The following is an 11,446-nucleotide window of genomic DNA, read 5'->3' as shown; positions in this document are numbered from 1 at the left end:
GCCCGCACCCGATCCCATTCCGAACTCGGCCGTGAAAACCCTCCGCGCCAATGGTACTGCGTCTTAAGGCGTGGGAGAGTAGGTCGCCGCCAGGTCATCTACGAACAAGAAAAAAAATCTTAACCTCTGAACAGATCCAATAAAGCCCCGTGAACAGTTGTTCGTGGGGTTTTTCTTTGCGTCCAGGGCCGCTTAGAATTGATGAGTTGGCCCGATAATCGCCGGAGTGCTGAGGGTGACTGGTTCGGTTCTTGCCGGCTTGGGGCTATTGCTCCAGGGCACGGCTTTGATGACCGACGCGCTCACCTCGCTATCCGTCAGGCTCTGCATTTCGGGAAATGAAATAAGATCGAAATAACAATGCCCTGACTAGATATAATCTGTGTTGCTGGGCAATGTTTTCCGGCGATGTAGGACGTCGGTAGCGGGTGTTGTGGCTGACTTGTCGTGGATCGCCCTTGCAATCGAGAGCCGTATAAAAAAGCCAGGCCGTTCAATGACGGCCTGGCTTTAACACTGCGAAACACCTAGGAAATCAGACCACGGTCCGGACCCTGTTCAGGAAGTCGCCAACGACCGATCTGAGGGACTCTGCCTGTTCCGACAGCTCACTCGCGGCGCCATTGACCTCGTGAGCCGTGCGATTGGTTTCCTGCGCGGACGCTGTTACAGCCGTGATGTTTTCCGTCACTTCGGATGTGCCCGCCGACGCCTGCTCGATATTGCCGGCAATTTCCCGGGTTGCGGCGGATTGTTCTTCCACAGCGGCTGAAACGGCTGCATTCGCTTCGCTGATCGTGTTTACCTGGGTCGAGATTTCGCGAATACCCGTGATGGTATGTTTACTCGCCTCCTCGATACTCCGGACGAAGCCGTTGATCTCCTCAGTCGCCCCGCTGGTCTGGTTGGCCAGCGCCTTGACCTCGTTCGCGACCACGGCAAAGCCTTTCCCGGCTTCCCCGGCCCGCGCGGCCTCGATGGTGGCGTTGAGCGCAAGCAGGTTGGTCTGCTCGGCGATCTCGCTGATGATCTTGAGGGAGCCGACGATGTTCGCTGTTGCCTGTTCCAGGCTGTCAACGCGCTGGGTCACCTGTCCCGTCAGCTCGGCGGCGTCGTTGGCGACGCTTGAGGCGTGCGAGACCTGCTGGCTGATTTCCGTGATCGAGGACGAAAGCTGCTCCGAGGCAGAGGCAACGGACTGGACATTGACCGAGGCTTCCTCGGCGGCGGCAGCGACGGATGTCGCTCTCTCGCTCGTATCGGAAGCGATATTCTGCATCGATTCAGAAGAGGACATCAGCTCGGTCGACGCGGAGGCGACAGTCTCGACGATGCTCTGAACGGTCGCCTCGAAAGCGGCGGTCGCGCCGGAAAAATCCTGGACGCGCTTGTCCATCGAGGAAAGGGCGCTGTTGACCGAGCGGGACGCATTCAGGAAGTCTCCCTGCATCCCGGTCTCGATGATCTTGCGGTAGTACTTGTTCTCGCTGACATGGGACATGCAGGCTGCGGATTCCCGGAGGTAGGAGTCGCAGCGATCGACGAGATCGTTGACCAGATGGAGCAGTTCCGCAGTCTCGGAGTTTCCGGAGATCTGGGTGATCCGCTGATTGAAATCACCTTTTACGAGCTTCTTTAGGACGGGAATGGCGGCCTTGACGTCCTTGCTGCTGGCTGATCCGAACATCTAAACCCCCAATGCAAACATGAGCTCGTTGAATGACATGTCCTTCGAGCGAAGAAGATCGAGGACATGCTTTTCGCCTGCGGCCAGGGCATCCTTCGGGCTGCCGGCGCTGCGTTCTATCTTGAGAAGTTGGGTGTAGAGCGGCTGGATATGCTCGCGGATCACATCACTGTTCGGCGCGCGCCGGTTACTGTGGTAGCCGATGATCGACTTGTTCGCACCCCAGTTCGGGGTGACATGGGCGAGGACCCAGTAGTGATCGCCGTTCTTTGCCCGGTTGTTCACATAGGCGAAGATCTCGTCTCCGCCCTTGATGGTGTCCCACAACAGTTTGAATACCGTGCGCGGCATTTCCGGGTGCCGGATGATGTTGTGCTGGGCGCCGATGCATTCGGCGGGCGTGTAACCGGCGAACTTGTAGAATGTGCGGTTCGCGTAACGGATTTTTCCGGAGGCATCCGTCTTGGTGACGATCAACTCATCCGGCGCCAGCGATCGCTCGACACGGGTTAGAGACGCGTTTTTATTGTGCATTTAACACCTGTCAGTATTGAAGCAAGCCGCGCCCCGCGTCGGGAGCGGCAGCGATAATCCAAGGAACCAGGGGGTAAGGCAGAAGGTCAGAATGTGACGGCATGCATAGCCGGTGAGGCGGAAAATTGGAAGGCAGATGATGGAGAGGGATGTTTTGTCGCAATTTCTTCATCGCGGTTTAGGCCTCCAGATTGCGAGGCGCCCGACCGTGCGTCGCGCGGAAAGCGCGGGTGAAAGCGCTCGGATCGGAATAGCCGCAGCGCAGGGAGATCTCCGCAATCGAGAGATCGCCGTCACGCACCAGCCGAAGGGCTTCCGCCATGCGGAGCTGACGGTAGACGGTCCTTGGCGTTGCCCCGAAGGCCCGGCGGAAGCGGACTTCGAGATCGCGTTGCCGGCATCCGGCGGCGCGGGCCAGATCAGCAACAGATAACGGTGTTTCCAGATTGCCCCGCATCACTGTCAGCGCCCTTTGCACCCGGCGGTCACCTGGCGTCGGTCCACCGCGCGCGCCGGCACTCTCGTCTCCTTGCATGAAAAGCCCGGCGATCTCGATTGAGACTGCGGCGCCATGTGTTGAGGCAATCAGGTGCTGCATCAGTTCGAAGGCGGTCGTGGCGCCGCCGGCGCTCATCCGGTCGCGATCGACGATCCAGCGCTCCCGGCGCGCGGTCACCTCCGGGAAACGCTCGGAGAACCGGTCGAACTCGTCGAAATGGATGGTCGCACTGTAGCCGTTCAGCAGCCCCGCTTCCGCCAGCAGCCAGCTTCCGGCATCAAGCCCGGCCAGGGTCTCGAACCGGCGCGCTGCCGCCCGGAGTGCGTCGAGGCAGGCGGGTGTGCCGAAGGTTCGGTAGGCATAGCTTGGCAGGATAAACAATGCATCTCCGCCCGGCACGTCCGACAGTTTGCCGTCGGGCATCAGCTGCATGCCGCTTGATGAGGTGACTGGCTCGCCATCCAGGCTGAGAAGCCGCCAGCGATAGGCCGTGCGGCCGAGCGCATCGTTCGCCGCCCGCATCGGCTCGACGGTGTTGGCGAGGCAATAATTGGAAAAGCGGTTGAACAGCAGGACCGCGATTTCCTGGGTGCCGTCGCTCTGATTGATCCAAATGGGCATGATAATGAGCTAAAACGGCATGATGGTCCCTGTCAACGCATCCTAGGCTGATGTTGATTGAAAGACTGCTTTTGGGAGATCGCGATGCCGCTCGACATGAACCGTGAGGTTTTCATTACCTGTGCCGTAACAGGTTCCGGAGGCACGCAGGATCGCAGCCCTCATGTGCCGCGGAGTCCTCAGCAGATCGCTGAGAGCGCGATCGCGGCGGCAAAGGCAGGCGCGGCCGTGGTGCATTGCCATGTGCGCGATCCTGAAACCGGCGCGCCGGCGCGTGATCTGAAGCTCTATCGCGAACTGACGGACCGTATTCGCGACTCCGAGGTCGACGTGGTGCTGAACCTGACCTCCGGCATGGGCGGGGATCTGGTGTTCGGCAGCCCGTCCCAGCCGCTGCCGTTGATTGAGGGCACGGACATGATCGGTGCCGAGGAGCGGGTTGCCCACATCGCCGAGTGCCTGCCGGAGCTCTGCACGCTCGATTGCGGCACGATGAATTTTGCTGAAAAAGACTACGTCATGACCAACACCCCGGGCATGCTCGAGGCGATGGGCTCGATGATGACGAAGCTCGGTGTGAAGCCGGAGATCGAGGCTTTCGATACAGGCCACCTCTGGCTCGCCAAGAAACTGGTTGATGACGGTGTGCTGGAAAGCCCCGCCCTGGTGCAGCTCTGCATGGGCGTGCCGTGGGGCGCGCCGGACGATCTGAACACGCTGATGGCCATGGTCAACAACGTGCCGGCGGACTGGAACTGGTCGGCCTTCGCTCTCGGGCGTCACCAGATGCCCTATGTTGCGGCTTCTGTGCTGGCGGGCGGTAACGTCCGGGTCGGCCTGGAAGACAATCTCTGGCTTGCCAAGGGACAGCTTGCGACCAACGCTCAGCTTGTCGAGAAGGCGGTCACCATCATCGAAAATCTCGGTGCGACTGTGATTGGGCCGGACGCCGTCCGCAAGAAACTCGGCCTCGTGAAGCGGGCGCCGAAATGAGCACTGCACGCAAAACGGCCGCCATTATTGGCGGCGGCGTCATTGGCGGTGCCTGGGCGGCGCGCTTCCTGCTGAACGGCTGGGATGTGCGGCTGTTCGATCCGGATGCGGAAGCCGAGCGCAAAATGGCGGAGGTGCTGGGCAATGCCCGGCATGCCCTGCCGATGCTGTATGAAACGGCGCTCCCGGCGGAAGGCGCGCTGAGCCATGTCGAGACCATTGCGGATGCGGTCACCGGTGTTGACTGGATCCAGGAGAGCGTACCCGAGCGGCTTGACCTGAAACACAAGGTTTTCGCGGAGATCGAGGCGGCCACCGGTGTGCAGACGCCGATCGGCTCTTCTACTTCCGGCTTCAAACCCTCGGAGCTGGGTGAGGGGGCTGTAAATCCGGGACGTATCTTTGTCGCCCATCCGTTCAACCCGGTCTATCTGCTGCCGCTGATCGAAGTGGTGCCGGGGCCGGGGGCGGACCTCGGAGTGATCGAGAAGGCCGAGGGCCTGTTGCGTTCCGTTGGTTGCTACCCGCTTCGGGTCCGGGCCGAGATCGACGCCCATATCGCCGACCGCTTCCTCGAAGCTGTCTGGCGCGAGGCGCTCTGGCTGGTGAAGGACGGTGTCGCGACCACCGAAGAGATCGACAATGCGATCCGCTACGGTTTCGGCCTGCGCTGGGCGCAGATGGGCCTGTTCGAGACATACCGGATTGCTGGCGGCGAAGCGGGCATGGCCCACTTCATCGCCCAGTTCGGCCCGTGCCTGCAATGGCCCTGGACCAAGCTGATGGACGTGCCGGAGCTGACCGACGATCTGGTGAAACAGATCGCGGACCAGTCCGACGCCCAGTCCGGCGCACTGTCTATCCGTGAGCTGGAAAGGCTGCGGGACAACAACCTCGTCGCCATGATGCGGGCTCTGAAAGGTCAGGGCGCAGCTGTCGGCAAACTGATCGCCGAACATGAAGACACGCTGGCCAAACCGGCGGCTGAAGGCGCACTGGTGCGCTCAGTCGACCGGATCGTCCCGGTCGACTGGACGGATTATAACGGCCACATGAACGAGAGCCGCTATGGCCAGGTCTTCTCGGACGCGGCCGACGCGATGATGAAGCTGGTCGGCGCCGATGCCGCCTATATCGACAGCGGCAAAAGCTATTTCACGGTCGACAGCCGCATCCGCTACCTGAACGAAACCCTCGCCGGTCAGCGCATCCATGTCGACAGTCAGGTGCTTGAAGGCAAGGGCAAGAAGTACCGCGTCTTCCACCGCATGAAGAACGAGACGGGCGAGGAACTGGCGACGGGCGAGCAGCTCATGATCCATGTGGATCTGACAACCCGCAGCTCCTCCGTGCCGGATGCGTCCGTTCTGGAAAAATTGGAAGCCCTCGCGGCGACCCATGCCAAGCTGCCGCAACCGGATCCTTCGGAGGTGCTCTGATGCATTTCGGGCTGACAGAAGAGCAGGAGATGATCGTCTCCACGGTGCGGGGTTTCGTTGAGAACGAGATCTACCCGCATGAGGCAGAGGTCGAGCGGACTGGCGAGGTCCGCCCCGAGCTGGCCGAGGCGATCAAGCAGAAGACCCTCGATCTTGGCTTCTACGCCTCGAACTTTCCCGAAAGTGTCGGCGGCGGCGGATTGAGCCATCTTGAGTTCGCGCTGGTCGAGCGCGAGCTTGGCCGCGGTTCCATGGCGCTGACCCATTTCTTTGGCCGTCCGCAGAACATTCTGATGGCCTGCAAGGGCGACCAGATCGAGCGTTACCTGACTCCGGCGGTCAAGGGCGAGCGGATGGATGCGCTGGCCATGACGGAGCCGGGAGCGGGCTCGGACGTGCGCGGCATGACCTGTGCTGCGAAGCGGGACGGTGGCGACTGGGTGCTGAACGGCAGCAAGCATTTCATCTCCGGCGCCGACCATGCGGATTTCATCATCGTCTTCGTGGCGACCGGTGAGGACGACACCCCGCGCGGCCCGAAGAAGCGGATCACCACTTTCCTGGTGGACCGGGGCACGCCGGGCTTCACCATCCGCGACGGATACAAGTCCGTCAGCCACCGCGGCTACAAGAACATGATCCTCGAATTCGACGATTGCCGTCTGCCGGATGCCCAGGTTCTGGGCGAGGTCGATGGCGGGTTCGAGGTAATGAACGAATGGCTTTACGCTACCCGTATCACGGTCGCCACCATGGCCGTCGGCCGGGCCCGGCGCTGTTTCGACATGGGGCTTGCCTATGCCGCCGAGCGCAAGCAGTTCGGTCAGGCCATCGGCAAGTTCCAGGGCATCAGCTTCCAGCTCGCGGACATGATCACGGAGATCGATGCGGCCGACTGGCTGACACTCGCGTCGGCCTGGAGGCTCGATCAGGGGCTGCCTGCAAACCGGGAGATCGCCAGCGCCAAGGTCTATGCCTCGGAGATGCTGGCCCGGGTGACGGATGCCACCCTGCAGATCTATGGCGGCATGGGTCTGATGGACGATTTCCCGATCGAGCGGTTCTGGCGGGATGCCAGGGTCGAGCGGATCTGGGACGGCACGTCTGAAATCCAGCGTCACATCATCAGCCGGGAACTTCTCCGGCCGCTGGGCGCCTGACGCCGCATGTCATCGGCTCTTGAACGGCTGCTCCGGCCTCAATCCATCGCGGTGATCGGGGGCGGCGCCTGGTGTGCCAATGTCGTTGCCGAATGCCGCAAGATCGGCTTCGAGGGGGCGCTCTGGCCGATCCATCCAAAGCGGGTGGAGATCGCGGGCGCTCCGACTTACGCTTCGATTGCCGATCTGCCGGACGCTCCTGACGCCACCTTTATCGGCATCAACCGCCATGCCACCGTCGATGCGGTGGCGGAGCTGTCGGAGATGGGCGCGGGCGGTGCCGTCTGTTTCGCCAGCGGTTTTCGCGAGGCGGACAGGGAGACCGGTGACGGTGCGGCCCTGCAGGAAAAGCTGCTGGAGGTCGCGGGCGACATGGTCCTGCTCGGCCCGAACTGCTATGGGCTGATCAATTATCTCGACGGTGCGGCGCTCTGGCCGGACCTGCATGGCGGAAAGCCGGTCGACCGTGGTGTCGCCATTGTCGCCCAGTCCTCCAACATCGCGATCAATCTGACCATGCAGCGGCGCGGCTTGCCGCTTGCCTATGTCGTGACCGTCGGCAATCAGGCACAGACCGGTTTCGCCGAAGTCGGTATGTGTCTGCTGGATGACCCCCGGGTGACGGCACTTGGTCTTTATATCGAGGGTGTGGGAGATCTACGGGCTTTCGAGACACTGTCGGAGAAGGCGCGCACACTCGGTAAACCTATCGTGGCGCTGAAGGTCGGCCGATCCGAGGAAGCGCGCACGGGAGCTGTCTCTCACACGGCCTCCCTCGCGGGAAGCGATGCGGGCGCGTCAGCGCTGCTTGAGCGGCTTGGCATCGCAGAGATCCGAAGTCTACCGGCCTTGCTGGAGTCCCTGAAGCTGCTGCATGTGACGGGCCCCCTGCCTTCGAACAGGATCGCTTCCATGTCCTGCTCCGGCGGTGAGGCCAGCCTGATGGCCGACACGGGCCTGTCGCGCGGCGTGGTCTATCCGCCGCTGGAAGACGGGCAGCGGGCGGATCTTGCCGAGAGCCTCGGGGCGAAAGTGACGCTCGCCAACCCGCTCGATTACCACACCTATATCTGGGGCGACGAAGCCGCCATCGAACGGACCTTTACGGCCATGATGCAGGGCGGCAGCCTTGCTCTCGGGATCGTGGTGCTCGACTTTCCGAAGGTGGAGCTCGGTGGGGCGGCCGAATGGGATCAGGTGATCCGCGCGGTCCACAAGACGATGACGAACAGCGGAAAGCCGATGGCGATCGTGGCGTCGCTGCCGGAGAACCTTCCCGAAAAGGTGGCGGAAACCCTGTTTGACCTGGGTATCGTGCCATTCACCGGCATGGATGAGGCCTTGACTGCGATTGCCGCCGCGGCCTGGCTCGGGGCGGATCACGTGCGTGCTGAGCCACTGCTTCTTCCCGGGGTGCCGGAGCACCTACGTACTTATGCGGAGCGGGAGGCGAAAGACGCTCTGGCCCATCACGGCCTTTCCGTGCCGAAAAGCATCGAAGCATCGGATGCGGAAAGTGCGGTGACCGCCGCTGGAGAGATTGGTTTTCCCCTAGTGTTGAAAGGCCTCGGGATTGCGCACAAGACTGAGGCGGGCGCTGTCCGGATCGGGCTCACAAGTACCGAAGAGGTGAGGGCGGCCGCTGACGCCATGCCGACTGAGCAGTTCCTTGTCGAGCGGATGGTCTCGGGAGCGGTTGCGGAATTGCTGGTCGGCGTGACGCTGGATCCGGCGCATGGTTATTTGCTGACGCTTGCCGCCGGCGGCGTGCAGACGGAGATACTGAAGGACAGCGTGACCCTGCTGCTGCCTGCGTCGGACACGGAGATAGAGGCGGCGCTGGACAGGCTGCGCATCGCGCCGTTGCTGGATGGTTATCGCGGGGCGCCACCCGCAGACAGGGCTGCGATTGTCGCCGCCGTGCGGGCGGTACAGGATTTCGTAGCCGCCCAGGATGGGCGGGTCAGCGAAGTGGAAATCAACCCGCTGCTCTGTTTGCCAGAGGGCGCGGTTGCAGTGGATGCCCTGATCAGGATGGGAGACGACAATGAGTGAAGGCCCGATTAAGACCCGGCGCGATGGCCATGTGCTTGAAGTCACGCTGGACCGGCCCAAGGCGAACGCTATCGATCTCGCGACCAGCCGGATCATGGGGGACACTTTCGCCGCCTTCCGTGACGATCCGGAACTGCGGGTCTGCATCGTCACCGGAGCGGGCGAGAAGTTCTTCTGCCCGGGCTGGGATCTGAAAGCGGCGGCGGCAGGCGATGAAGTTGATGGCGATTACGGCGTCGGCGGCTTTGGCGGTCTGCAGGAACTCCGTGGTCTGAACAAGCCGGTGATCGCGGCTGTGAACGGGATTTGCTGCGGTGGCGGGCTGGAACTGGCGCTTTCCGCCGATATCATCCTCGCCGCCGATCATGCGACCTTCGCGCTGCCTGAAATCCGCTCCGGTACCGTGGCCGACGCGGCGACGGTGAAGTTGCCGAAACGCATTCCTTATCACATTGCGATGGAAATGCTGTTCACCGGGCGCTGGATCGAGGTTGAGGAGGCTGCACGCTGGGGGCTTGTGAACCATGTCTACCCTAGCGCGTCCCTGATGGACGAGGCGCGGGCACTTGCGAAGCATCTGGCCGATGGGCCGCCGCTGGTCTTCTCCGCCATAAAGGAGATTGTCCGAGAGGCAGAGGATATGACCTTCCAGGACGCCATGAACCGGATCACCAAGCGCCAGTTCGAGACTGTAGACCGGCTCTATTCATCGGAAGACAATCGGGAAGGCTACACCGCCTTCGCCGAAGGCCGCGATCCGGTCTGGAAGGGGCGCTGACGCGGCTTTATTCGTCCCGTAGTCGGCTCTCGGCGATCTGGCCGGTGGATTCCAGGATCGGATAGGCCACCGAGGTGATGTGGCTGTTGATCCGTTTCAGGTCGCGCAGCACGTCGAGATGCAGGGAGGAGCTGTTAAGAGACTCTGTCTTGCCGTCCCGGATACGATTGTAGTGCGCTTCGGAAAACTTCTGCTCCAGCTCGCGGATATGGACCTTCTGCTCCATCAGGCGTCTGGCCAGGCGCGGGTCCCCTGTCATGAAGATACTGAGCGCCAGCTTGAGGTTGGACAGCACGTCGCTGTGCAGGGCTTCCAACTCCTCTAGCCCGTCCTTGGAGAAGGTTGAGCCGTCCTTGATCTTCTTGGCCGCCAACTCGAGCAGGTTCTTGTCGATGATGTCGCCGATATGTTCGAGATTCGTGGTGAAGGTCAGGATCTCGACAACACGGCGGCTTTCGGCTGGGTCGAGTTCCTGGCGGGACAACTTGGTGAGGTAGATTTTCACGGCTTCATGCAAGGAGTCGACGACATCATCCTCGCGCTCGATCTCCTTGATCTGGTCGAGGGTGCCGTTGCGCAGTACGTCCATGGTTCGGGACAGCATCAATTCGACGGTATCGCCCATCCGCAGGGTTTCCCGCGCGGCGGCGGAAAGCGCCACTGACGGCGTATCGAGGCTTTCCTCTTCCAGGTGCCTCGGCGCGAGGATGTCATCCGGTCCGGCCCGGTCCGGCAGGATGCGGATGACGAGGCGCGCTACCCAGCCTACGAACGGCAGGAAGATCGCGGCCACAACCAGATTGAAGCCGGTATGGACGTTGGCGATCAGATGCGCTGAATCGATAGAGAAATTCGCAAAATACGGCACGATCCATGGAATAAAGCCGAACAGCAGAATGACGCCGACGGTGCGCATCAACAGGTTGCCGACCGGCACTCTGCGGGCGACCGGGTCCGAGCCCCAGTTCATCGCCACGGGTGTTATCGCGCTGCCGATATTCGCGCCGAGCACCATCGCGATGGCGAGGTGTATTTCCACCACGCCGAGCGAGACCATGGTCATGATCAGAACGATCACTGTAAGGCTCGAATGAGCAATCCAGGTCAGCAGGGCGGCGAACAGGATTGCTAGCAGTGGCTCGCTCTGCAGCGGCGCCAGCAGGAGCGAGACAGTCGGCCCCTCGCGCAATGGAACCGACGCCAGCATGACCATCTTGATGGCCAGCAGCATTAGGCCGAGGCCGATGAAGAACCGCGCAATTGCCCGGCGGCGAGAGTTCTCCGACGACAGAAAAGCCGTAACGCCAATGAACAGGAAGACCGGCGACATCCAGGAGACGTCGAAGGCCAGAACCTGAACAACGATGGTGCTGCCGACATCCGCACCGAGCATAAGGGCCAGCCCGGCGGGAACGGCAATCATCCTGCGGCCGCCGAACGACCCGACGATCAGGGCCGTTGCCGTGCTGCTCTGCAGGATGGTTGTGACGCCGAGGCCGGTCAGGAACGAACTGAACCGGTTGCGTGTGGCTGCGGAAACCCCACGGCGGATGCCGGAGCCGAAGGCCCGTGTCACTCCCGTACGCACCATGCGGACGCCCCACAGAAGCAGGGCGACTCCGCCGGCGATGTTGATCAGTAGTTCCATGGGCCTGTCCGCGCCCGGGTCGGGCGCTGTTC

9 protein-coding genes and 1 rRNA gene are annotated in these 11,446 nt (G+C 62.0%); 6 read left to right on the top strand and 4 right to left on the bottom strand.

Annotated elements, in window-relative coordinates:
- Positions 1 to 95 (top strand): 5S ribosomal RNA (gene rrf, locus VOI22_RS21085); the annotation flags it as partial.
- A gap of 440 nt (positions 96 to 535) precedes the next feature.
- Here the strand turns inward: rrf and VOI22_RS21080 are convergent.
- From VOI22_RS21080 to VOI22_RS21070, 3 genes are all read right to left on the bottom strand, one after another.
- Positions 536 to 1,687, bottom strand: a complete 1,152-nt coding sequence (locus VOI22_RS21080) for a methyl-accepting chemotaxis protein (RefSeq protein ID WP_323798422.1) — start codon at positions 1,685 to 1,687, stop codon at positions 536 to 538.
- Positions 1,688 to 2,221 (bottom strand): PAS domain-containing protein, encoded by a 534-nt coding sequence (locus tag VOI22_RS21075; RefSeq protein ID WP_323798421.1) that lies wholly within the window; start codon positions 2,219 to 2,221, stop codon positions 1,688 to 1,690. It abuts the gene before it with no gap.
- A gap of 178 nt (positions 2,222 to 2,399) precedes the next feature.
- Positions 2,400 to 3,341: a GlxA family transcriptional regulator gene (locus VOI22_RS21070; protein ID WP_323798420.1), complete on the bottom strand. Its 942-nt coding sequence runs from the start codon at positions 3,339 to 3,341 to the stop codon at positions 2,400 to 2,402.
- A gap of 84 nt (positions 3,342 to 3,425) precedes the next feature.
- On the opposite strand from VOI22_RS21070, the gene VOI22_RS21065 reads away from it, so the two are divergent.
- From VOI22_RS21065 to VOI22_RS21045, 5 genes are read left to right on the top strand one after another with little or no spacing between them, the layout of a single operon-like run.
- Complete coding sequence (locus VOI22_RS21065; RefSeq protein WP_323798419.1) at positions 3,426 to 4,334, top strand: 3-keto-5-aminohexanoate cleavage protein; 909 nt, start codon at positions 3,426 to 3,428, stop codon at positions 4,332 to 4,334.
- On the top strand, positions 4,331 to 5,773 hold the full coding sequence (locus tag VOI22_RS21060) for a carnitine 3-dehydrogenase (RefSeq protein WP_323798418.1): 1,443 nt from the start codon (positions 4,331 to 4,333) through the stop codon (positions 5,771 to 5,773). Before VOI22_RS21065 ends, VOI22_RS21060 begins: the two co-directional genes overlap by 4 nt.
- Positions 5,773 to 6,933, top strand: a complete 1,161-nt coding sequence (locus tag VOI22_RS21055; RefSeq protein WP_323798417.1) for an acyl-CoA dehydrogenase family protein — start codon at positions 5,773 to 5,775, stop codon at positions 6,931 to 6,933. Before VOI22_RS21060 ends, VOI22_RS21055 begins: the two co-directional genes overlap by 1 nt.
- A 6-nt stretch (positions 6,934 to 6,939) precedes the next feature.
- Complete coding sequence (locus VOI22_RS21050; protein WP_323798416.1) at positions 6,940 to 8,988, top strand: acetate--CoA ligase family protein; 2,049 nt, start codon at positions 6,940 to 6,942, stop codon at positions 8,986 to 8,988.
- Positions 8,981 to 9,766 carry a carnitinyl-CoA dehydratase gene (locus VOI22_RS21045; RefSeq protein WP_323798415.1) on the top strand — a complete coding sequence of 262 codons (786 nt, stop codon included), beginning with the start codon at positions 8,981 to 8,983 and terminating at the stop codon, positions 9,764 to 9,766. The genes VOI22_RS21050 and VOI22_RS21045 overlap by 8 nt, the downstream gene beginning before the upstream one ends.
- Before the next feature lie 7 nt (positions 9,767 to 9,773).
- Here VOI22_RS21045 and VOI22_RS21040 read toward each other — a convergent pair whose 3' ends face one another.
- On the bottom strand, positions 9,774 to 11,414 hold the full coding sequence (locus VOI22_RS21040) for a Na/Pi cotransporter family protein (RefSeq protein WP_323798414.1): 1,641 nt from the start codon (positions 11,412 to 11,414) through the stop codon (positions 9,774 to 9,776).
- Between the last annotated feature and the right edge of the window lie 32 nt (positions 11,415 to 11,446).

Origin of the sequence: Nisaea sp. (genome assembly GCF_034670185.1) — a bacterium.
In the GTDB taxonomy this organism is placed as follows: Bacteria; Pseudomonadota; Alphaproteobacteria; order Thalassobaculales; family Thalassobaculaceae; genus Nisaea.
The sequence above is the reverse complement of the archived record's forward strand: the minus strand, read 5'-3'. Positions and strand labels throughout refer to the sequence as shown.

Coding starts and splice junctions, on each gene's coding strand:
- VOI22_RS21080 (WP_323798422.1), bottom strand. CDS start 1,687: ATGTTCGGATCAGCCAGCAGCAAGGACGTCAAGGCCGCCATTCCCGTC.
- VOI22_RS21075 (WP_323798421.1), bottom strand. CDS start 2,221: ATGCACAATAAAAACGCGTCTCTAACCCGTGTCGAGCGATCGCTGGCG.
- VOI22_RS21070 (WP_323798420.1), bottom strand. CDS start 3,341: ATGCCCATTTGGATCAATCAGAGCGACGGCACCCAGGAAATCGCGGTC.
- VOI22_RS21065 (WP_323798419.1), top strand. CDS start 3,426: ATGCCGCTCGACATGAACCGTGAGGTTTTCATTACCTGTGCCGTAACA.
- VOI22_RS21060 (WP_323798418.1), top strand. CDS start 4,331: ATGAGCACTGCACGCAAAACGGCCGCCATTATTGGCGGCGGCGTCATT.
- VOI22_RS21055 (WP_323798417.1), top strand. CDS start 5,773: ATGCATTTCGGGCTGACAGAAGAGCAGGAGATGATCGTCTCCACGGTG.
- VOI22_RS21050 (WP_323798416.1), top strand. CDS start 6,940: ATGTCATCGGCTCTTGAACGGCTGCTCCGGCCTCAATCCATCGCGGTG.
- VOI22_RS21045 (WP_323798415.1), top strand. CDS start 8,981: ATGAGTGAAGGCCCGATTAAGACCCGGCGCGATGGCCATGTGCTTGAA.
- VOI22_RS21040 (WP_323798414.1), bottom strand. CDS start 11,414: ATGGAACTACTGATCAACATCGCCGGCGGAGTCGCCCTGCTTCTGTGG.